The sequence below is a fragment of the Alteromonas sp. AWM4_230 genome (genome assembly GCF_056158305.1).
Genome location: NZ_JBSWTB010000001.1, coordinates 1,405,910 through 1,428,548, shown reverse-complemented (window position 1 = coordinate 1,428,548; position 22,639 = coordinate 1,405,910). Strand labels below are relative to the sequence as shown.

The following is a 22,639-nucleotide window of genomic DNA, read 5'->3' as shown; positions in this document are numbered from 1 at the left end:
ATTTCAGCGAACGAACCATGATAAGATTTATTGTATTTTTCATAGTAGCGTCTTTCAGTTTTCCAACCATTTCTCACGAGCTAAGCAACGGTTATTTAACCCTTAAAAATGATTCTGGCGAGACACTTTCAGGCGAGCTTTTGCTAAAACCCAAAGACATAGGGCAAGCTGCCGGACTCGATACCAATAATGACGGCAATCTGACATGGGGTGAAGTGAAAAGAAACCACAATCTAGCGAATGATTACATTCAAAATCACCTGATAATTCGCGGTAGCGAAACACGATGTACATTAAGTCTTGCATCACCTTCCATACGTGACATATCTGCGGAGTCATTATTGGTATATCCACTTTCGGTGAATTGCGCTTTTTTAAACGAAGTGTCTGTACGTTACACAGGTTTAGTGAGCGATTTTCCTACACATAAACTGCTTACTTCCGTCACCCTTAATGAACAAACAAGTGTGCATGTACTTGATAGTGAGCAAACTTTCGTATCTGTATCTCCTAAAAATAGTCACTGGATTTCACAGTTTAGCGAAATGGTTTATCAGGGTATTTGGCACATTTTTATTGGGTTAGATCACATACTGTTTTTAGTCGCCACATTGCTGACCGTTAACTTACTTAGAAAAAGTAAACGTTGGGTAAAAGAAAAAAGTATCAAACGGATTGTAAAAAGCACGGTGATTTTGGTAAGCACTTTTACTTTAGCGCACTCAATTACGTTGACCCTTACAGCTCTTGATTTAATAACGCTTAATAGTCGTATTGTTGAGCTAGGCATTGCGATTTCGGTGGCCATTACTGCACTAAATAACGTGTACCCCGTTATCATGCGCTTGGGATTTGTTACTTTTGGATTCGGCCTACTTCACGGGATGGGATTCGCAAGCGTGTTTAGCGACCTAAATGCCCAGTCAGGCAGTTTGGTGATGAACGTGCTTGCATTTAATTTAGGTGTAGAAATAGGACAACTTGCCATAGTTGCACTGCTACTTCCCATACTTATCCTACTTAGAAACGTCAGGTTATATTCGAAAGCCATTATGCCAATTGCGTCATCAATAATTGCGGTAATAGCACTTAATTGGACACTGCAACGGTGGTAAACGTCATTGCATTGTTGATTAATAAAGAAATAGATTTGACTGTACTTGCTTTTGGACAATCTTTCGGCACTTAATCATAAAAAGCGTAAAAAGTTGTTGTATAGGCGCGCCGCATCGCTATAATGCCAAGCATCAACACCACGTTGATGTCTATACACTATGCCAGTGTGATGGAATTGGTAGACATGGCGGATTCAAAACTGATAGTGTCTAACAACCTCAAACAGGCAAGTCACTGAAAGGAAAGCGCCTTTTGACTTTAACAAGCTAAAAATTGCTTGCAAAGATTTGCAAAGTTTTTACACTTCGCAATTACACAATTTGATGCCAGAGTGATGAAATTGGTAGACATGACGGATTCAAAATCCGTTGCTAGAAATAGCGTGCCGGTTAAGTCCGGCCTCTGGTACCATTCTTTGAATTCTTTGCAAAGCTAGTTGCTTGATTAAACCGACCTTTTAGTCGTTTTTTTGTTTCAAGAAGTACAATCTAATTCGCTGTGGAAACGTCCAGTTCTAACAGTTTCCTTTTGTATGCGGCGTAAAAACTAGTCACGACGACTAATGATATTATAGGTTGATTCACCTTTGCTTAGCAATTTTACACACTTTCTGATTCTATAAAATGCCATACCTTTTCAAGCTCATGATTGTCAGAAAGCCCTTCAGTAATATTTAAAAATTTCTCGCTAATTGTATCTAAGTAATTGGGATAAATTGAAGCCCACAATACAAAAAGAAGCGCAGAAGGCCCCGAAAAAATATCTCTTAACTCACTAATCGCTTCCGAGACATTCTGGATAGCAAGTCTTTCGACAATGGCAGCTTCGGCATCTGACGATTCAACATACTCTTCTAATGAAATATCAAGATCACGGGCCATAATTCCTATCCATAATGAATCAAACGGTAATCTAAGAAGCTCTTCTCCATCAATGTTGTTCCAGTCATTGCCACTCGCTGCTTCTAGCAGATGGAAAACTGCAACAAACTGCGCAACTTTCATTGCAAATGCATTCCGTTCGAGCCAATTATCACAGTCAAATTGCTCAAAAACGTGTGAAACCAGATGAAACCAAGTTTTTGCTTTTGGCTTTTGGGTATGGGGAATCATTCTTTCGAAACTTCCGCAATCGAAGTACTCCTGCCAAGACTGTTTTTCATCAACTTCTTGAAGATATTCAATCCCGCAGTACCATATTGGGAATTCATTCAAGCTCCATGTAATGCTCTAAGGCTTCATTCTCGGGTATCTCAACGAGTTTCATTAAAATTTTATCCATTTAATCAAACATGGAAGAATTATCATTACGAGCAATTAATACTTTTAGATATCCTTCAGTCATTGCGTTGATTAACTGACTTCTCATTTCTTCAGCATTTTCTTTAGCCTTAATATTTCGTACTCCCTCATACTGGTCAGCAAGGTAATAATTAATCCTATTAGCTTTATAAAGTACGTTAAAATGCTCTTGTGCATATTGCTTTGCTGTAACAATGATTTCATGTTGATTCGCCCCAATAGAAAACATAAACAATGGGATTTTTGAAAAAGGACCTTGATGTTATGAACAATGCTTCAGTCTTTATTTGTGGTTAATGCCATTGGCAGTAGTTCGTAAATTGTTGCATTAGTTTATATTTTGTACTTCAATCGGATGCAAAGCGTTTGAAGAATATTTTACTCAGATACAGTTAGTGGTAAGTCGGAAGGCTTTCGTCACTTAAAAAATGAATTGCTATTTAAGTCTCTATGGCAACACTGCTATTAGGTTTGTGTAACTTTATTGAAATTAAAAATTGGATTTTTTTACAGGAGGTTACCTTGTCTATTAATGTGTTTTTAAGCTACCGACGCCGTGATGCTGCATCGCCAGCGCGTTACCTGCGCAAAAAGCTCTTATCATTTAAACTCAATAAGAACTTTCAATCTCTCTACAAACAGCCACATGTCTTTTTAGACGTAATGTATGAGAGAGCAGGCTCTGATTTTTGGCTAGAGAAAATCGTTCCTGAATTAGAAAAAGCCGACTTTCTGATTGTGCTGGTCAGTCCTTCTATCAATGAAAATGCCTCTGACGTCGAAAGAAACTGGACGCTTAAAGAACTCTTAGAATTTGAAAAAATCTGTTTACGCAAAAAAATAGATCCAAGAACACGCATTATTCCTGTCTTGTGTTCCGGTACTACTGAAAAAGATATTCCTGGCTGCATGCAGAACATGTCAACAACCTGGGATTGGGTTGACTGGAATCTGTATTCTTGGAAAAAAGCCTTGCCTTTTACTTCCCGTGAACATATTAACGACGGTTTGTACAAATTGACGGCAACCCTTTTTGATATCAAAGGCGATGAACTAACAGCGCACAATTTAAGAAATAAACGAGAGCTGAGAAAAGCCAATACTCTCTATACTAGCTTAGCCACATTTGTCATCATCATCCTGTCTGGTTTGACAGCCTGGGCTTTGAATGAGCAAAGACTAGCCAAGATTCAAGAGTCTAGAGCACTTAAAGGAGAGTCGAGTGCTCTAGCCAATCACGCTCACGATGCAGTAAAAGATAATAGTCCTGCGATGGGGGTTAGTTTAGCACTTCAAGCATTACCGGATACTGACAGTCCCCGCCCTTATGTTTGGCAGGCAAACGTTGCATTGGGATTGGCATACCAAGAGTTACAACAAATTGAACTAATGAATTTCGAATCACAAATGTACGATGTTGCATGGAACGAGGAGGACGATTCAATTACGGCTGTGACTAGATATGGGGATTTCTATATCGAAGATATCCACACCCCAGGTCCCTACCTGCCAAGGCTATCGTTAGGTTTAGCAGGTAAAAAAAACGCTGATGGTAATGAAGCGGCAATCATAGGATTCGTTGATTTAACTAGTCAAAACAAACTATTGGTAGTAGACAACATAGACGGCTTACAAGAGTACCTCATAGATGAAAACAGGGTAAATCAAATAATACATGAAAGCGCATTGCCGGTGTGTTTGACGGGTACCCGTTCAGAGCAGTTAGTTGTAATCACTGATGGTGATGGAAAGGTTGAGATATTAAAGACGCCTGATTTCCAGCAGGAATTACTTATTGATGCGAATGATGCAATGTTTGCTTGGTGCGCAAGCATACACGAAAAATCAGGCTTGGTGTTTGTCGTGGGTAGCGATCAGGATTATGAGTATGGTCTACTGACGGTGTACGACAAAAAAGGCCATCTGATTAAACAAGAGAAACACTCCTCGGCCTTGCTCTGGGTAACGGTTGACGAAGCCCAAGACCAGGTGGCCATGGTCAGTGAAGAGGGGCACATCATAGTTTACGCTATTGATGCTTTGCGCAATGGTGAGTCCTCTCTCACTGTCGAAACGAAAGTTGATGGTCTGTTTTTAAATACGGCCTCTTTCTCGCCCGATGGAAAGTGGTTGGCTGTAGCGGACAACATCGGCAGGATCATGTTGTTTGACACAGAATCAAAGGGGACAAGAACCGATATCAGTGAAAATTCTGGTATGGTATCTGGGCTAAGTATGGGTAAGGATGTTTTCGCCGCGGCATCAGAGGACACGACAATACGTTTTTTCAGCTACACAAAACTTGGGCAGCCTCTAAAATTCGCAGCCCATAAAGGCACGGTATCTGAGGTTGCTGTGAGTTCTGATGAGGAGCTGGCGGCCATTGGCACTCACGAAGGGGAGCTTGCGTTTTGGTCATTGCCTGAAGCCTCGCTTATTGAGCGCCATGTGCTTGAGCCTGAGAAGTCAGATTCAGGCTCCTTTGTGCGCACGATTGAATTTGGCGAAAGTGGAAACTATCTGTTGGCTGGGAATGACAGCGGTGAACTTTTTCTCTGGCAAAAGAGTTCACAGAAAGACAACGTGCGCCCTATTCGAAATAAAGCCAGTGGTTACAATCAGATTGCAAAAATTGCTCAGCATCGATTTGTTGCTGCCACAGGAGTTGACATAGAAGTACTGGATCTTACTGATATTGACGCTCCATCATTTCAAGCCTTGCCCGATACAGATTCGATAACTAACATCCATAGCATTGCTGCAAATCGCCAGCATATTTTGGTGATGCATAGTGAAAACACTTTAAGTCTTTGGGACGCTAACACATTGCAGCAGTTATCCACCACTACCTTACCGCTCAACTCTGATGGCCGTTCTTACTACCCTAATACTGCATTTCACCCGTCGGGCAAATTTGCGGTGATAGCCAGATCAGATGATATTGCCTCTGTCTTAAGAATCCCGGACCTCTCTACCGTCATCGATTTACCCAATTCGGTCACCAATGCCGATGAAATAGTGTTTAGTCAAGGAGGCCGCTGGGCTGCCACCATGACTTATCAGCAAGTACATCTTTACGATTTTTTGAATCGGCAAATGACGGCTTTGCAACTGAGAGAGGATTTTTCGGCGATCGATTTTATCGGTGATGATAGCGATGCGAGACTGGTAGGGGTTACGAACATTGGTCAATTGCGGGTTTGGGACCTCGTAGAACAAAAAGTGCAACTCTTTTACAAAAATCCGCAGTTGCAACACGCCCACTTGTTTGGTGTTACAGTCATCGACCAACACAATACTATGCTTGTCACAAGCAGTGGCGAGCAACTATTAGTCCCTATATTACCTGGATTCCCGGAACTAAGGGAACTATCCAAACAAGCAATCAGTGAAGAGGATGCCGACTACATTATAAGTGAAGCAGACCAACGCTATTACATCCCAATCGGTGAATATCTGTCGAATTAATACAGGCAACTGTAATGAAATAACCTGCGTCAATGCGTTTGACTGGAGAGAGTAAAAGGTGAGCAAACGAATAGAGTATCGCAAACGGGACAATTTTCATGTCACCGCTGTCAGGCTGGACTTGGATTTTGACGGTTTTTCTTATCGCAAGTGGAACAACGAGCAAACAAGCGTACAAGGTGACTGGCTTTTGAATAATGGCGGGGATATCTACACTGTAGCCGCAGACTATTTTCATAGCAATTATCAGGAAATCTCACCGGGTCAGTTCAATAAAATCGGCGCTGTATGGGCCGAGGAAGCTACGGAAGATGGTGACATTGAAACGCTTGAAGGGAAAACGTCATACGAAACAGGCGATTATTTGGTATTTGATCGAGCCGTTGGAGGCGATGCTTACGCCATAAAAAAGTGCAAATTTGAGTTGATGTACGAACCCGTGGAAATGGATGAACACCTCACTGCACGGCAAACCAACTACCTCAAACGTTTGGATGGCCTCGTTGCCAGGTATGACAATAAGGCCACGAGAAGCCGCTTCTACTTTTATCTCTTCCAAACTGTCGCTGTCATAGCGGCCGCCTCTGTACCGGTTTTTAGCAGCATGCCATCACCAGAGAATTTCTTGATAGCGTCCTTAGGGGGGCTAAGTGCCGCCATCTCGGGAATGTTGAGTTTGTTCCAGTTTCAGACCAATTGGATTAAATTTAGAAGCACCTGTGAAGACCTAAAGTCGCATCTGGCCCAGTTCAGAGCTGTCGCGGGAATGTATAAAGACCGTCGAAAAGCCTTTAACCTGCTGGTAGAAAATTGCGAGCAGTTAATCAGCGTTGAGCGTGGGCAATGGGCGCAGAATAACTCGCGTCAAGATGAAAACAAAGAGAATAAGTAAAATGGCTCATATCTCAATGTGAATAACGTAGTTTCGCCAATACAATAAAACACCTTAAGGCAAAACTGTTTTCACAATGCCTCTGCTAGTCTGTAATAGCTACTGATTTCCTAGACACTTGTGGTTCTCTAGGTGATTACTAACGAGCATACTCTGAATTTCCGCACCTTCCAAATCAGCAGAAAGATAGATTATTGCCATTTATTCTATTTTCTTGTAGCACAGTAGTGTGCGACCTTACGATCTACGAATCTTCCATTTAATCTCGCATTTCTTCTGTTCTTCGGGCACATTTTGCTGCGCGCTCAATGGCTTACAAGAAACTACTTCAAATGCACCGTTTTCTTCTATCTCGCGCTTTTTTTTAGCGCATTCTTTACACAAAATAGTCATGCTAGGCATATTTGAATCCATTAACGATTGGTTTTGGAAAGGCCACAGACAAACGCTCTGTGTTGTTTTAAATTTACTAATCGATCAGTTTCTAGTGCATTCGATATATTGACAGACTGCGAGTAGACTTTGTTAGCGTTAACCAGAACGTCGTAGTTAGTTACGACAATTTGTGGGCTATTGTTGCCTCTTGTGTCAGCTCCCCCATTTTCAACGCTATTGGGCGTGGGAGCGATTACACCAACCGCACTGTCAAGTTGCTCCATTAAAAAAGTATATATTTCTCCTAGTTCGGCTTCTCCTTCTCGAAATAGGTTGAGGTCAGTGGCATGCCTCCAAACCTTTTCCAAGTCATTTAGTGCAATCCCTGAATAGCAACTAAGTATGCTACTTGACTCAACCTTCTGCGCGGCATCGAGTGTAACATTCGATCTTTCTATGAAAGTGTTGCCTAATTCTGGCGCAAGTGCACGGGCTGCATTACCTGATGCGAAGAATTGATTAGTATTCAACGATACATTTTCAACACTGGTTTCAGTTACATTATCAATCGATGCTATGACCGACGGGTATCGGTACTTATCACCGTCTTTTACTAAAGGAATGACAGATAATTCTTGTCTCTTGTATCCTAAGTTAAAGCTGTCAGGAATGTCCGATGTCGTGCCAATACTCAAGCCTATGTTTGTAGATGTCCCGAAAAACATGACATCGGATTTGGTTACTGAGCCTGTCGATAAGGCAGCAGGCTGCCCACCAACCGCGATAACAGCCGCGTCCCCAGTGGCATAAAGCTGACGATATTTTGGGTTGGTGATTGAAGAGTTCGACTCGATAGAGGCTAATACTGGTGGCGCAGTGCCATCGGCATTATTAGGTCCGATGTATCCTTCCACTCTTTTGTAACCGACATTTAATCCTGCGGGCTTAGTGTCTCCCTCCAAGACGCTTATCGATGTACTAGTTACAAATACCGCTTCGTCTCGACTTGCGCATCCCATGGTTAAGGAGGCTAAGATAAAAATTATACTAGTTCTCCATTTCATCATCTGTTTCCTTTCTTGATGTTGATTGAACTATTTTGGTGGTATTAGTGGAATAGCCCAAGGTCAATGCGCCATGAGAGGGCATGTTTATCCCGCTTATGCCAAAGGTGGTTACTTCAATGTTTTCAACAGTGCAGTATTCGCTGTTTAGATTTGTATTGCTTTTGATATTCACAAAACCGATCGTATTGTGATTGCCTTCAGTATCGACATATTGAAGGGCACAACCAGAAGAGATGAAGATGATGCTAATTATCGTTAAGATTTTTGCCTGAACACTTGTCCTGAATCGCATGAGTGTCATCCTTTACACGCGCGAAGTTAAAAAAAAGAAAAAGGATACTTCCAACTTACAGGATGTTCATTTTTTAATCAACACTTTGTGAACTGTAGGATCTTTGCGCCCTTAATTGACTTTGTCGCTATCAAGTTTTAAACGTCGTCTAGAAGACAAAAGATTGGTAACGTTAATAAGCATTAATGTCACTTATCTGCCGCTAGCACTAGAAAAGCAGAGTAAGTCTCAAACTCTGAAATATAGCAATAGTAAAAACTTAACTTGAGTCATCTTAAACAAAGCTTTTTGTTTTTTACTAATCAATTGTTAATATCATTTATAATTAGTAATGGAATAACTATGGGCAGGGTTTATGCTGAATCAGTTAAGAGCTGTACTATCTTTCCTTATTTTTGTGTCATTTGTAAGTTTTGGTCAGCAAAATGACTCTCAATTCTTGAAAAGTCTTGCAGGTATCAATTATCAAATAGACCAGATCAACAGAGATATTTTGGTCTTACAAAATGCTTCACTTTCTTCTCGGGAGATTTCACAACGTATTCATGAGTTAGAACAAGACATAAATAGTGTGAAGGAATTGTTTTTATCAATAGTGAATAATTCTAACTCATTTAGCCGTTCTCATTATGATAAAGAAATTAAGGATATTAGAGATAAATTATCTAATTTAGAGTTTGAAGATTTAGCTGAGGATTTGAGTGTTGAGTGGAAACAAGATGATGCAATTGTTAAAGGTCAAACCTTGCTCCAAGCTAGAGATTATACAGACAAGGAAATATCTTCAACTATAACTTACTCTATCGCCATCTGCTCATTGGTTTTTACAGCAATTGGATTATTTGTGGGGATTACTCAGTATAACCAATCAAAAGCTACAAAGAGTGTGAAAGAGGAGTCCGATAGAGATTTAAGGCAATTTGAAGATGAAACTAAAAAGAGGCTTGATAAAATTTCTGAGAAGCACTTGTCCGATATTGAAAGATTAACCATTGGTCATGAGGCGAAACTGGCGAGACTTGAAAAGCTAAATATGGCGAAAATTCAAGATGCTCAAGACGCATATAGTAAACTTATGGCTGAAAATGAAATGAAAAATGGGTTAATTTACAAGAATCTTGCTGTAGCCTTATATGGCATGAGATACCTTGTTGAAGACAATTATTCTGACTACCTTGATCCTAGTGAACTAGATGAAGATGAACTTAAAAAACATGAGAATAATAAGTTTCAACCTAGTGTTCTGCATGAACTAATATCAATCCAAAAAGAAGCTATTAAACGGTTTAGTTTTGCAATGGATGAAGTGTTAGAAGCTGCAATGCTATATTATGAGTCCCATCTGGATTTAGCTTATTATAAGTGTGAAATGACTCGCTATGGAAAATTGCGTAATGATGCTATTACCCGAATAAAGAGTGACTTAAGTGCCTTTGAAGGTAATATTCAGAAATGGGTTGATATCGAAATAAAAAATTATGAAGACAATTTAGATGAGTTTATAAATAGAGCAGCAGGTATATCAGACAGTATTTTATTTGTTAAAATGTGTATAGGTGAAGCCCAAATCTGTAATGCTGAGGTAGCAAAGGAAAGAGTTTGTGTATTGACAGAGGAAATATTAGAAAATAACACAAACCTAGATGTACTGAACGTTAAAAATAATGTGTACAAAATGAATTATGAATTCTACTGGAAAAAATATGATACGTTTTCTGACGACAGAAAAATAGTATCTTCTCTTCAATCAATGAGTTAAGTAATCAATTTGGGCAGCCAAAACAGGTGTTTTGTGACAACGCTACTGAGTTCACAAGCAAGTCTATGTTCTTCTGGAGTAAATAAACGTGGAACTTTGTCTTGTTCAGCTCCTTAAACCAACCCTTTAGGCGTTGGGCGAAGCAAGATGCGATATCGGTCTATGGCGGATTCACTAAAATAAAGTTCCACCACAGACCACGTAGTCTATTGAGTTATATGTCGCATGTTGAGTATGCAAAGCGGGCAGCATGACTCTATTATTCTCATCGAGAGATTTGCGCAAATTCGGGGGGAAAGGCCATCCCAAATACTCAGATTAGGGAATACAAAATATCTCGCCTGACTAACGAATATGATTTTTAAACAAGTGTGGGTAAAACAGGACATTGCCAAGATAATGTAGTTACTTAAAGCTACTTCTTCGCTTGAAAAGATCGGGAAAAAAGTCTAGTACACATAATACTGATACAGCCAGGTGCTAAAGTCAGTATCATTAGCAACTTGAATAAGCTTAGAGTGCCAAGGGATAAGTCAAAAGTACTATAGATACCTAGGGTTTGTTGGACGCAAATATCCTGGGTTTGTTGGACGATTCATGAGAAAGCTCCTTAAGATATGTACTAACAATACTTTAATTTGGGAAAAATCACAACAAAAATGTTGTACCCCACAATTAAATTAGCATCGATTGCTCTATAATAGCCTAATTTTTGACGTGAAGTGACTTGTATTCGCTAAGTTTCTCATTGCTTTATCTATCTGTTTGATTTTAAAGTGATAATAGGTCAATGGAAATCCTTTTTGTGTCAAATTTAAATGCGTAATCTGGTAAGGATTGAAGCCGAAGGGAGCGAGGTATTTGTGATTTTCACATGTACAAAATCACGGAGTCAGCAGAAGTAAGAGTGTTTATTTTTCTAGTTATTGAGATATGTATTCTCCAATTTACAATAAGAGATTTATTGCAAATTTTTACATCTTAAATTTGCCTAGTACTTTATAACAACACAAGTTGGTCATTAACTAGTCTACATATTCACTAAATTAGAGTCGTAGTGTCTACATAGACGCACACATACAATAGGTGCACTTTAAAATTTTTTATCGAGCTCAGCTGACATATTATGCTCATCTTCTTTACCACTAGAAAGCCCCGTAGCCTCGAACTTGAGCCCTGCCACAAGCCAACTTATTCCGAATGCTATTAAACAAACCACTTCGACCCAGAATATAGACTGGTCTCCAGGTGCATCAGTATCTGCGCATAGAAACCTTACACCAATTGAGACAATCATAATTCCACCGCAAATATAGTAAATTATTCTGCGTCTAAGAAGCTGTTTTTTAAATTGCGGATACCTCTTCTCTTTCTCCCATGTTCTCCTCGCGAATATAAAACACAAAATGCACAAGATGCCGATAAGTCCGAATGCCCCCACAAAATGTAAAATTGGCGTATGCTCCCAAGAGTACATATTACAATAAGCATCAGGGGATATTTCCCACAACTCTTTACATTTTGTAGGCAAGTCATTAATTATATCTGGATTCTCTTCCGCTAGTTGTACAATCCATTTTCCATTTATATCAGTGGGGAAGCAGGCCACCATAAGCGCAAATACCCCAGCAAATTTGGTTAAGAAGAATTGAGCCCTACTTGTGCCGTGAAAGACAATTAAAAATGCAGCAACGATAAATAGTATCCCAACAAACGGGATAACCGAGCCTAAGTAAAAAGTAACGCTTATGCTGGTAGGAATATTGGAAACAGTCCAGGATATATTTGTGTAAAGAAAATAAGTAATAGTAGTTATAAAGGCGGTTGCAATTGCCAACAAACCAACAATGGTTCGAAGTGCTTCATAGTAGAAAATTTCTTTGTGAATTGCCTTATCCATTTTAACCCCTCCATAGCAACGGTGTTTATGAAGCTCCCTTTCGACCAATAGCTAATTGTTGAATGCCATATTGCTCGAGCTCGGAACCTAGTAGACAGGGTTTGCAAATTAGTAAATGCCGCTATCTAGATCATCAACTCGAACAACACTTCGAAAATAACGCAATTCAATAGCATAGAATTTCAAAAATTTAAGGCATGTTAATCAACATTAACGTGATTTTCTATTTAAATTCGTGCATTTACCTTAAAACTGCAAATCGACAAGAGCCTTTGAAACTAAGGCATTTTCGATTCTCCTCCAGCTAGGGCCATATTTATCTATGATGCCTCTATTTATTTCCGAAGACTCTTCAAGATAAGCTTGCGTAGTTAACGGATTGCGAACATTAACAGATAAAAGCTCTAGGCTATCTGAGATATCACATAATCGTTGGGGACTTTCGCCAAAGCGCGTCACTATATCACGCCGAATCCTTAACGACTCTTCGTAATAAGCCTCTGCTGTGGCCACATCACCATATTCATTCAGTTCAAGAGAAGCAACCTTTTCAAGACTGACCGAAATATCCCTCAAGCGCTCGGGGTTCTCGCCAAAGCGGGTAACAATCTCTCTATCAAGCTGAAGCGACTCCATATAGTTGAGCTTGGCGGTAGCTTCATCATCTCGTGCCAATAGCGCTAGGTCGGCAACATTACCGAGACTGACCGATACACACCTTAAACTGCTTGGAGTTTCACCATAGCGGTCAACGACATCTCGATTAATTTGCAATGATTCTCTGAGATAGACTTCAACTGCAGCCAAGTCATCGTGTGCTTTTTTTGTGAAATCAGCCATAATATTGAGATTGGCCGCGATAGACTTTAAACGCTCGGGGCTGTCACCGAACCTATCTGCAATGTCACGACTAATTTTTAAAGATTCAGAACAAAGGGCTAGTGCTGTAAATAAGTAATCTGGTGTGTGAAACTCTATTCCGAGAAAAGATGACGTGCCTTGAGAACCCTGCATCTCGTCATATTCTTTTGCAATTCTCGTGCGAGTGTTCGAAGAACCGTCATGATCGATTTCAGTAAAGCCCTCATCACATTCAGCTTTATCTATCCAGTCAGCGATTTCGATCAAGCTGTTGCTTACAACCCTTAAAGAACTCTCGGAATGGTCGCCTTCATCCGCCAAATCTACGATTTTTTTATACAGCTGTTGAAAATGAATACTGGCATTTTTCTCAGAATAAGAAGCATATTCAGAATGAATTTTTCCAAAAATGCTATGCCAAGTAATATGATGTAGTGGTGGATGACTAAAATTATGTAAATGAGCTGTAAGTGAGCTCTCTAACAAAAGGATCGACTGAAGCTGATTGGTATCGTACTCAAGCAGCGTGATGAGTCCATATTTGCTTGCGTGAAGATTCAATGCAAAGGCCTGCAACCAATGCTGGGACTGCTGTAATAGTCTTCCCCACCACGATGCAATCATGCCTTGCAGATTGTTATGGTTGTAATGGACATAAAGTTCATCAAAAGCATGAGCTAGGTACTCTGCAGAGAGGCGGTGATCCTCTGTATCACAGGCGAACTCCAAGATTAGTTCAAACAGTTGAATTTGCTCAGAAGCGTCAAGCTGCTGATATTTCTTTGGGAGTAACCATTCGTGATACACCTTGCCTTGAGCATCAATCAAAGAATGATAACGATCCTCGTCTTCGTCTTTTAGAAAGTTCAATGCTACAGATTGGTAAAGTTTTTGTTGAAATGCGTCTGCTTGTTTGCTTTTTGCCTTAATTAGGGCGTGCAAGTCTTGTGCTTTTCTCGCTAATAAACCAATATTTGCAAGGAATTCAGGGGTCGATTCCTCACAGGCTATGAGCATGTCAACCACCAAAGGCTTGAGAAATTCAGGTCCGATCAACGCGCCTGTACTTAGTAAATCCTGCAATGGTGCCTCAAGCTCGTCGAATCGGGCAGCAACCAATTGATAGATATCAGTAGCCTGCATTTTCGACAACCGCTTCTGTCCCCGGCTGGTCAGCGTGCCTTTAACATCGCCAGCCTGAAAATAGCGAACAGGCTTATTAAGTAATAACCTGATCATTTCTTCCAGTGCTCTGGGGTTACCGTCAGCTTCATTGAGTAAATAGTCGTGATTGGTACTGCCAATACCAGGCAAGGCCGTTGTAACTATAGGCTTCAGCTCGTGCTTGTTCAACTTGTTTAATTGCAGAGTTAGCGCGCAATCTACACTCCTATGGTTAAGTATGTCAGCTAACTGTTTTAAATTTTCCGGAAGTGCGGCATGCTGGTTGACATCTAGTCCTGAATATTGATTCCACTCTTTATGCCAATGGGTACACACGATCAGCAATGGCCAATTCTCATCCAATGCCATCGTCATAAGTGTATGTATAGCATGTAGCGTGACAGGATCTATCCATTGCGCGTCATCTACAAACATGATCACCGGAACCGTTGGGGCATCAGTTTCGGTAGGCTTTAAAAACATGCATAATGTAGATAAAGTTTGTTCAACCACATCTTCTACTTGCTTAGCGAGGATTTGCGCTGCTGACCAATCAATATTTTCCTTGTAGTTTGTACGCTGCTTGAGCATGTCCATGATGCTGAGTGCTTGACCATAAATGCCAAAACTAGCTGCGTCAGCCAAGAGAGTCGACAGTGTTTTAGCGCTCTCCCATTGCGCCTCTCTACGTTTTCTCATTCGTAATATCGGTATGGCGTGAATCGCTAAGTTAGGGTCTTGATCGACAAAAGGGCTTTTCAACACAACTTGATTTCGGTCGCTAGGAATAGGGAAACGCATTCCCCACCACAGCCAAGGAATATTGACATTCGTATTCACGGATGATGAAGGGGGGTTACACGCTAAGTTGTGACCTTTGTCTAAATATGGAGGCCAATATCCGTTAGGGTCTTCTGTTTGGTCTTGCGATAAATGAGTGAATAATTCCTGTACTAAGCGTGTTTTACCTAACCCGGACTCACCCAATATAGTGATTAACTTAGGTCTCCCTTGCTTCGCTTCCTTCCACTGCTGAGTTAGCCAAACTAATTGGTCTTGGCGCCCTTCAAAATATAAATCCCAGTTATTCAATTCCATTTCGATACTACCCTATACTTTTCTACCTATTCTCAACACCCAAATAAGTGCCAAGTTTTAATAAAGTCCCGAATGTCTACCTTAGCCTCTAAGTCGCAGCTAGCTTTTGTAGATGTAACTTACGAAGCCCGATATATCAAGCACATTGTAAATGCTTTCAATTAATCTACCGTGCTTACTTTAACTGAACCCCTTAAACTTACTAAACTTCTTATCCTAAGCATAAAATTGACGGGAGCTATATTAATCAGAGCTAAAATGACAATATCAGCCCACTGGAGAAAACTAAACTCGAACTAGGTAAAATACTTGCCAAAATAGTCACCTTCATCGCTTAACTCCGTAGCTAAATAATTATATGGCTGAGCATTTTTTTCATATCAATGCCTGTCCAAACAAGACTATTTGTTGAATCTTTGATAACTTCCTGCACTTATGAGCCGTAGCTAATTATGGTTATGTTAGCTTCGGCACTTATCGTATTGATATTCCAACAAACAATATCGTCAATCGTTCTATGCTCCTTCACGTAAAATTCCATTTGGATATCATGCGGCAAATTGCATGCTTTCTTTCTACTTCTCGCGAAAACAAAGAACTACGCTACAAATAGAAAATTAACACTCCGCTGAGTCAAAAAATGTCCCAGCAGGTAAATCAATAAATTTTTACTAGCTACTTAGCCTCAACCTTAAACAAAAAATACTGAATGAATCCAATCAAACTGTTTGCATAAGGGAGATAAAAGTTGCATTGGAAGAACAAAAAACCTAAATTTGACTGGTCTTACTAATGACTTAAAAGAATAATGCTGGAAGGCATGCCCACCATGCAGGAAGGAAGCAAATCAATCGTTGATTGATGTTGAGACAGATAGGGTCAGCAATGGCTTGCTATCTGTGAATAGGAAGGAATCCTAACTCAACAAAGGTAGGTGATAATGGAAAAGGTGATTAGTGCGTCTGTCGTTAAAGGTTCGGGTGAGAGGGTGGCTCGTTGTTTTTTATTGGAAAGACTGATTCCCAGTTTTCCTAAGCATAAAACCGTTGCTCAATTACAACAGGATCTGGCCACTCATGGGTTTGAGTGCTCAAAGAAAACGATTTATCGAGACATGGACTTGTTATCTTGCTTTAAACCCATCGTGTGTTCAGAAGAAACTCATCCTAGGGGCTATTCGATGGCACCGATTCAAAGCAAATAAGCCGCTAATAGCGGCTTTTTTTTCGAATTCATTCACACATTAGTGAACACTATGTTTACATTTATAGCTTATCAGGCGCTGTATTTCATGGTAGTACAAGGAATTCTGATTTATTAGTGCTTCAGAAAGGCGCTCAAGCTTATCTCTCTTCTTTTCACAAATTAGTCTGGCCTTATCAAACGCGTTTTTGATCCAAAAATTTACTTCATCGAGAAGTTCTGCTTCACTCATGCTGAACTGGCTTTTATCTACCATGTCACTAAAGCCCCCTAGTCCCCATCGACCGATTGCTTTTTTTGCCAGTTCTGTGGCCTTTCGAATATCCATCGCATTTGCGCGACTAAGCTGCTCTGGGTCGTTTAAAAATACTTGTTCTGCAGCACGCCCTGCCAATAACACCTGTAATTGCTTTTTTACTGTGGCGCGGGTAATACCGTATTTTCCCTGAAGATCTGAAAACAGTACCACACCTTTGGTATTAGCTCTTTTGCAGATATCAATTGCCAGCACATCTTCGGGTGCATACAGCTCAGCAATAACTAAGGCGTGGCCAGCTTCTTGATAGGCGCAACGTTGGGTTTGGCTAGTGCTTATGTCAATCTCAGCTTCAGGTTCACCTTCTATCTCGTTGATATAGGCTGCTAGCAAGGCTTGAACTATATTGCCATGTTTATTAGTCGTGGCCAATGCGTTACGCAGAATCGTATCTACCATGGCAACCGGATGATATTGCAGTTTTCCAGCGATGGCTTTTAAAATATCAGCGACATGCGAAGTGAGTTCCTCTTCTTTTATTCTACTTTTGAGGTACGCTGTCAGCTCTGTCTGGGTAGGGAATTTAAGGGTAAGCCTGTTACTCATTCTACCCACCCGTACCACGGCATCGTCGATGTAATCGGGGTGATTAGTCGCGCCTATCACCAGCACCGTGTCGGTGTTATTGTCAAATCCATCCAACCCGGTCAATAACGAATTTACCATCATGTTATTAGTCTTGGTGTTAGGCTGCCTTTTTGCTGCTATGGCATCAATTTCATCAATAAAAACAATACAAGGTGCATATTTTCTAGCTGCGGTGAACAGGCTTTTCAAATTTTTATCCGTGTCACCGATGGTCAGCTCCGAGGCATTCACGTGAATAAACACCCCCTCAAACTCAGTGGCAATTGCTCTAGCTAAATGTGTTTTGCCGGCTCCCGGTTTGCCGACCAACAATGTATGAGCAAGTGCGGTATTAGCGGTCGGAGCATTGTGAGAGTGGGCATTTAGCATATTCACCATCTGTTTTATATTTTCTATTGCCTCGCGGTTACCAATGAGGTCGTGATAATAACAGTTGGTACCTGATACGAAATGCATAAATGAGGTTTGTCTGTCTACTAGGCTAATAAGTGGTTTAGGGGCTTTGCATGTAAGTCGCAATACCATTCCATCATCACCTGATTCGCTTTGTAATGACAGTGACGATTGCCATACTCGTGAATAATGACGATGGATAAATGTCGATAAGCTCTCAACTGTGTCATTAATTGCATTCAAATCAAACTCAATGATGAACTTCTGTATTGATACCCAATTATCGATAAAAGACTTATCGAGTTCCTCATGAATCTCAGCTCGAAGCCTGGCAACTGCTCCAAGCATTGCTCTGGGATTGAGCTCGCCTGCTAGATGACATATAGCTTTAGCTATGTCACCATCTATATCTGCATTGAATTCAAGAGCCAAATCATATGCCAGCTGTGTTGCCAGACTGGCAACTTCGGATTCCTTTAATGGGGTGGCTTTGGCTACCGAGCCACGAGAAATACGGTTGATAAATTCAGGGCTGAAAGTAGTGGCCAACTCGCTCCGGTAATCAGTGGCGAAACCATCTGTACGGCTTTGTTCGCCTACATTTGAAGTGAAAATAAAAATACACTCGCTGAAATCTACCATCCGATTAGTTGAAGCGTCTTTCGCCTGGTGTTCTGATAACAGTGTAAGCAGCGCATTGATAGTGTTGGCATGTGCTTTTTCTATCTCATCAAACACAATAATCCGTTTGGAGATAAATTCACCTGGCGTAGTTAGCGTACCAAGGTTTGCGGCGTTAAACTGAAAGCCAGCTCCGAAGAGTTGTAATGCAGCATTTTTATGGTAAAACTGCTCCATATTTATCACTTGTAGTTCGTAACTATCTGCCAGATGGACGTTAAGAGATTTAGCGAAGGATTTAGCTAAAGAGGTTTTCCCTACGCCCGACGCTCCATAAATAAATACTGGTCCCCGCTGTTCCTTCGGCACCCCATCAAGTTGCTGGCGCAGGCTACTAAGCAGTGCTTTCTTCACAGTCGGCTGTCCAACCACATCGGCTTCCATTTGGCTTTGTACTAAGCTCAGCAGGCAACGCTTTTCTTTTGATTCGTTAAATTGGAAGTTAAAAGTAACAAACTCCGAAAATATAGACGACGTGTTTACCCTCTTATTTTCACACAACTCAGAGATTGCATAATCCGACAGGCTGGTAGAATCCGTTGTGCCATCATATTCGCAGCATTGCTGCAACAAATTCGCTGCCGACTGGGTAAAATGAGCTGGCGTAACGTCTGGTAATCTGGTAGCGAACCAGCTTTTTCCATCATCTTCCCCTGAGCAGCAAAGTTGCATGTCCACGCTATCAGTCAGTAATTGCAGTAACTGATTAACTGCGAGAGGAGCGATTATGTCGTGCTTTACCCCCATCATGGCTTTAAATATATTGCGTACCGATTTCACCGATATAAACGCTGCTAGCAGGGCGGTATCATCAATGGGTTTATCCTTCCTACTGGCCTTAGCGATGTGTTGAAAACGGCTAATCAATGGTTTAAGTGCCACTGCCGGGCGGCAGAGAATTTGTTTCATCGTAGGCATAATCGGGGCAATGTTATGTTCGCCATTTCTATTCTCCGTGTTGCTCTTGTGGATGACCTGAAACTGTTTACCGTTCAAAGGCGAGCCAGGCAAAAAGTGAGATAAATCCTGTGACTGCTTATAGGTATCAAAGGGCCTCCCGCCAAACAAGTAATGAATAACCCCTGAGGTGGTTACCACTTCGCCATCGCCATAGTGTTCAAACAAGAAATGAGAATAACTCAGCAGAAAAAGTTTCAGGGATAGTGGTGTGTCGCTTTTACCAGCGTTGTCGACGGGAAAAAAAGTATCCAGCAGGTCGGTTGCCGCTTCTTTAAGCAGGCGTTGCAAGGTGCTGCGTTCGCAGGCTGGAAGCGCACTCAGCTCTGGCATTTTACCTTGCAGTAAAAATGCTGATTCGCCTTTGATATAAAACTCGCACTCCAGCTTCAATGTAATGCGGCGCAACGTAGCAAGGTGCAAAGCCTGCATCATCAAAAAGGGCATAAGCTTCTCAGTATCCAGCAACCAGCGCGTAAAGGGCACTTTGTCGCCTTCAAATACAAAAGATGCTGTATCGTATTTAGTAGGTATAATTACGTTAAGCGGATATGCCATATCTTGTCACCTTTCAAACATATAGAACGATAAAGGTACATTACGAGAGGGCCAATCTCTGACCCATCGCAGTTTTTGCTGACAAGTTTAGAAGCTTGCTATGCTTGAGGCTTATAAATATTAATGAGTAATTTGAGTTGCAGCATCGACTAGATGTGGTGCATGTAAAGAGAACTAATATTTAAAAAGTAGTTAGCGAAATTAGATTGGTATGCTGGCATGACTATCACACTGCGACAAAGGTGTGATGGAAAGTAGTTACTTAGCAGATTACCAATTCTGATAACCTGCCACAATACGAATTTTTTATTTATAAAATAGTTCAATGGATGATGATTAATTTAACCTATCGATTTTTGAGAGAGGGCCGGTGGCTACGCGTTCGACGCATAACCAATAGTGTCAACGTACTAGCAAAGATGCCAACAGTACTTGGTTCAGGCACTTTGGCCTCTCTGACTAACATCGTTGAGTAATTTTCGTGTGCCAAGTCTAAAAAGAAATCTGAATAAGCTGCATCGTCCCGGAGTCTGATTTCATCCTTAAAGGTAAAATAATAGGCAGTTTTACTTTTAGCATCACTAAGAGATACGCTAGCTAAGCCGTTCTCTCCCATGAAAAAACCGATTGCGTTTGTTCTTTCTACAAAGTCTGTGCTGTTGGAAGTGTTATGACCCATAACTGAGAAAGCATCATCCCATACGGAGTCATCACCGCCCACCTTACGGGAATTGTTATCCCATGCATAAAATTGACCGGCGCCATACTTATTTGGGTCTTCGTAATCGGCTTCAACATTATCTAGGTCAGCTACATTACTCCATAGAGTAAATATTTCATCTGTGGTGGGTAATCGCCAGCCAAAGTAGTCACCATTGTCAGCCAATTGGGTCTCGACATAACTATATGACTGACCGTTGTTAATACCAAAGTCCATCCATGCCAATCCGGTATTCGTATCGACAAAGCTGTCCTGCGTGAATGATTGGCTGTCAATAATTGCCGAGTTTGCAGACAAATTGACAAGCACACTGAACAGTCCGAACACTTTTATTATATGTTTCATTATCATTTCCATCCAATTTATTACACAGCAACTTAAAAAGAGAGGCTGCTAACTGATTTTTGAAGAATGATAATTAGATACAGGGTCAAGAGTTGACCCTATGTGAATATTAATTACTGTAGTGGCATCATAAGATTGGTCACCTAGTTAGAGCTAGTATGATTGCAACGTATTAATTTAGGGCGGGCTGGCACCTTTATTTGCAAAGAATTCGCAAAGTGCACAAAAAAACATATAAGACATTGATTATTAAAGGTTGAAATAAAAACAATCTTTTCAAAATTCGTTGCTAGCGATAGCGTGTCGGCCGAGTATCGGTCCATCGCGTAGCGACCAATCAAAGACCGCCCACTGGTACCATCTTTTTCTTTACAGAAGTAGATACTGAAACCGACTTTTGAGTCGGTTTTTTTGTGTCCAGAATTCAGCAAATCGCCACGCAAGCGTGGCGGCCGAGCTTCGCTTCATCGCATTGGGACCAATCAAGGCCGGATTTAAGTGTCTGCTCTTCTATGCCACTGCATCCCAATATGCGTCTAGCAACCTCTGAGTTAACAAGGCTAGGTACTGCGCTTGCTTGTTGTCGGCCGATTCCACATCTGATGTTAGCGCCGCAAAATTTCTCATCATAAAGGCTGACTGCGCTTCTGAGGAATCTGCTTCAATATATTGATGCTCGCTGGGTTGCTGCATTTCTTTGCGCTTAGTAAAACCGACAACATGGTCTTGGTTATCAAATGCAAAACCATTCTTCCAGTCAAGTACATAGTCAGACATGCTAAATACACCCTCATGACCCAGAATATCTAAATCCATCAGGCACGTTCCAACGTTGTAGCCAAAGTCAAAGGTAGACGATTTGCCATCTTCAAACACTGCAACGCCCGAACCTCGGATGACAGCATTGGTTTCCTCGTCTCTAACAATTGCGCCAGAAATTAGTTTTAGCGGTGCCGTTGGCTTCAAATACTCGGCAATGGCCCGCATTGAATACCAAGTCATGTCACCCACTGCGCCTGTCGGTTCTTTTGAGGTATCGAAACGGATGTTAGTTTTATCCATGAATGGGAAGAAAAAAGACGTTCTAACCGCTTGTGGTGCACCTATTTCCTTCTCCATTATGTCATTAACGACTTTAGTCCGCGGATTATGGGTGAAATGCGTGGCGTCCATAAAGCTAACACCATTCTCATTTGCAGCATTTATCATGTTTTCTAGTGACTTTGCGCTTGAGTAAGGCTTTTCCACCAGCAAATGCTTTTTGTTTTGTGCGCCATAAATCGCAATTTCTTCTTTGCTTGCCGTTGGTGTTGCTACATAAATTGCATCAATCGAGTCTGACGCTAACATCTCTTGCCATGTATCAAACACGAGGTTAATGCCATGCTCATCAGCAAATGCTTTAGCTGAAACCGGGCGGCGACTTGCCACGGCTGCTAATTCAATACTTTCTACCTGCTTTACTGCATTTGCGATAATACCCGCTATCATGCCTGAACCAACAATACCTAAACGTAACTTATTCATACTTACCTCCAGTGATTAATTGACGGGAAGTTTAAGTACGAACTAGAATCACAAGAA

General features: G+C 41.1%; 14 protein-coding genes and 1 tRNA gene. 6 read left to right on the top strand and 9 right to left on the bottom strand.

Translation table 11 applies throughout. From position 1 onward, the window contains the following. Positions 1-17: 17 nt before the first annotated feature. Both ACXACS_RS06055 and ACXACS_RS06050 read left to right on the top strand, forming a co-directional pair. On the top strand, positions 18-1,115 hold the full coding sequence (locus ACXACS_RS06055; protein WP_474805141.1) for a HupE/UreJ family protein: 1,098 nt from the start codon (positions 18-20) through the stop codon (positions 1,113-1,115). Positions 1,116-1,441: 326 nt separating this feature from the next. After that, positions 1,442-1,527: transfer RNA gene (locus ACXACS_RS06050), tRNA-Leu, on the top strand. A gap of 188 nt (positions 1,528-1,715) precedes the next feature. On the opposite strand, the gene ACXACS_RS06045 is transcribed toward ACXACS_RS06050, so the two are convergent. Both ACXACS_RS06045 and ACXACS_RS06040 read right to left on the bottom strand, forming a co-directional pair. Then, positions 1,716-2,330 carry a hypothetical protein gene (locus tag ACXACS_RS06045; protein WP_474805139.1) on the bottom strand — a complete coding sequence of 205 codons (615 nt, stop codon included), beginning with the start codon at positions 2,328-2,330 and terminating at the stop codon, positions 1,716-1,718. A gap of 67 nt (positions 2,331-2,397) precedes the next feature. After that, positions 2,398-2,646, bottom strand: a complete 249-nt coding sequence (locus ACXACS_RS06040; RefSeq protein WP_474805137.1) for a hypothetical protein — start codon at positions 2,644-2,646, stop codon at positions 2,398-2,400. 221 nt (positions 2,647-2,867) lie between these two features. Between ACXACS_RS06040 and ACXACS_RS06035 the strand changes: the two genes are divergently transcribed. Continuing rightward, entirely contained in the window at positions 2,868-5,885 is a 3,018-nt protein-coding gene (locus ACXACS_RS06035; RefSeq protein WP_474805135.1) for a toll/interleukin-1 receptor domain-containing protein, read from the top strand. 58 nt (positions 5,886-5,943) lie between these two features. Next, complete coding sequence (locus tag ACXACS_RS06030) at positions 5,944-6,777, top strand: DUF4231 domain-containing protein (protein ID WP_474805133.1); 834 nt, start codon at positions 5,944-5,946, stop codon at positions 6,775-6,777. 413 nt (positions 6,778-7,190) lie between these two features. Here ACXACS_RS06030 and ACXACS_RS06025 read toward each other — a convergent pair whose 3' ends face one another. Next, positions 7,191-8,216, bottom strand: a complete 1,026-nt coding sequence (locus tag ACXACS_RS06025) for a hypothetical protein (protein WP_474805131.1) — start codon at positions 8,214-8,216, stop codon at positions 7,191-7,193. Then, positions 8,200-8,511 (bottom strand): hypothetical protein, encoded by a 312-nt coding sequence (locus ACXACS_RS06020; protein WP_474805129.1) that lies wholly within the window; start codon positions 8,509-8,511, stop codon positions 8,200-8,202. Before ACXACS_RS06020 ends, ACXACS_RS06025 begins: the two co-directional genes overlap by 17 nt. A gap of 355 nt (positions 8,512-8,866) precedes the next feature. Here ACXACS_RS06020 and ACXACS_RS06015 point away from each other — a divergent pair, with 355 nt between their 5' ends. After that, positions 8,867-10,270, top strand: coding sequence for a hypothetical protein (locus tag ACXACS_RS06015; protein WP_474805127.1), 1,404 nt, complete (start codon positions 8,867-8,869; stop codon positions 10,268-10,270). A gap of 1,093 nt (positions 10,271-11,363) precedes the next feature. On the opposite strand, the gene ACXACS_RS06010 is transcribed toward ACXACS_RS06015, so the two are convergent. Further along, on the bottom strand, positions 11,364-12,170 hold the full coding sequence (locus tag ACXACS_RS06010) for a hypothetical protein (RefSeq protein WP_474805125.1): 807 nt from the start codon (positions 12,168-12,170) through the stop codon (positions 11,364-11,366). Between the two features lie 246 nt (positions 12,171-12,416). Beyond that, entirely contained in the window at positions 12,417-15,293 is a 2,877-nt protein-coding gene (locus ACXACS_RS06005; protein ID WP_474805123.1) for an AAA family ATPase, read from the bottom strand. A gap of 940 nt (positions 15,294-16,233) precedes the next feature. Here ACXACS_RS06005 and ACXACS_RS06000 point away from each other — a divergent pair. Further along, a complete protein-coding gene (locus tag ACXACS_RS06000) occupies positions 16,234-16,497 on the top strand; it encodes a hypothetical protein (RefSeq protein ID WP_474805121.1) in 264 nt (87 codons plus the stop codon). A gap of 39 nt (positions 16,498-16,536) precedes the next feature. Here the strand turns inward: ACXACS_RS06000 and ACXACS_RS05995 are convergent, their stop codons facing one another. The 3 genes from ACXACS_RS05995 to ACXACS_RS05985 all read right to left on the bottom strand — a co-directional run bounded on the left by ACXACS_RS05995 (position 16,537) and on the right by ACXACS_RS05985 (position 22,582). Beyond that, positions 16,537-19,989, bottom strand: coding sequence for an AAA family ATPase (locus ACXACS_RS05995; RefSeq protein ID WP_474805119.1), 3,453 nt, complete (start codon positions 19,987-19,989; stop codon positions 16,537-16,539). A 346-nt stretch (positions 19,990-20,335) separates the two neighbouring features. Continuing rightward, entirely contained in the window at positions 20,336-21,055 is a 720-nt protein-coding gene (locus tag ACXACS_RS05990) for an Lcl C-terminal domain-containing protein (RefSeq protein ID WP_474805118.1), read from the bottom strand. A gap of 510 nt (positions 21,056-21,565) precedes the next feature. Further along, positions 21,566-22,582, bottom strand: coding sequence for a Gfo/Idh/MocA family protein (locus tag ACXACS_RS05985; protein ID WP_474805116.1), 1,017 nt, complete (start codon positions 22,580-22,582; stop codon positions 21,566-21,568). Positions 22,583-22,639 lie beyond the last annotated feature (57 nt).

Excerpts from the sequence above, each read along its gene's own strand:
- ACXACS_RS06015 (WP_474805127.1), top strand. The coding sequence starts at position 8,867 with ATGCTGAATCAGTTAAGAGCTGTACTATCTTTCCTTATTTTTGTGTCA.
- ACXACS_RS06055 (WP_474805141.1), top strand. The coding sequence starts at position 18 with ATGATAAGATTTATTGTATTTTTCATAGTAGCGTCTTTCAGTTTTCCA.
- ACXACS_RS06000 (WP_474805121.1), top strand. The coding sequence starts at position 16,234 with ATGGAAAAGGTGATTAGTGCGTCTGTCGTTAAAGGTTCGGGTGAGAGG.
- ACXACS_RS05990 (WP_474805118.1), bottom strand. The coding sequence starts at position 21,055 with ATGAAACATATAATAAAAGTGTTCGGACTGTTCAGTGTGCTTGTCAAT.
- ACXACS_RS06040 (WP_474805137.1), bottom strand. The coding sequence starts at position 2,646 with ATGTTTTCTATTGGGGCGAATCAACATGAAATCATTGTTACAGCAAAG.
- ACXACS_RS06020 (WP_474805129.1), bottom strand. The coding sequence starts at position 8,511 with ATGCGATTCAGGACAAGTGTTCAGGCAAAAATCTTAACGATAATTAGC.
- ACXACS_RS05985 (WP_474805116.1), bottom strand. The coding sequence starts at position 22,582 with ATGAATAAGTTACGTTTAGGTATTGTTGGTTCAGGCATGATAGCGGGT.
- ACXACS_RS06005 (WP_474805123.1), bottom strand. The coding sequence starts at position 15,293 with ATGGAATTGAATAACTGGGATTTATATTTTGAAGGGCGCCAAGACCAA.
- ACXACS_RS06035 (WP_474805135.1), top strand. The coding sequence starts at position 2,868 with ATGGCAACACTGCTATTAGGTTTGTGTAACTTTATTGAAATTAAAAAT.
- ACXACS_RS05995 (WP_474805119.1), bottom strand. The coding sequence starts at position 19,989 with ATGGCATATCCGCTTAACGTAATTATACCTACTAAATACGATACAGCA.
- ACXACS_RS06010 (WP_474805125.1), bottom strand. The coding sequence starts at position 12,170 with ATGGATAAGGCAATTCACAAAGAAATTTTCTACTATGAAGCACTTCGA.
- ACXACS_RS06025 (WP_474805131.1), bottom strand. The coding sequence starts at position 8,216 with ATGAAATGGAGAACTAGTATAATTTTTATCTTAGCCTCCTTAACCATG.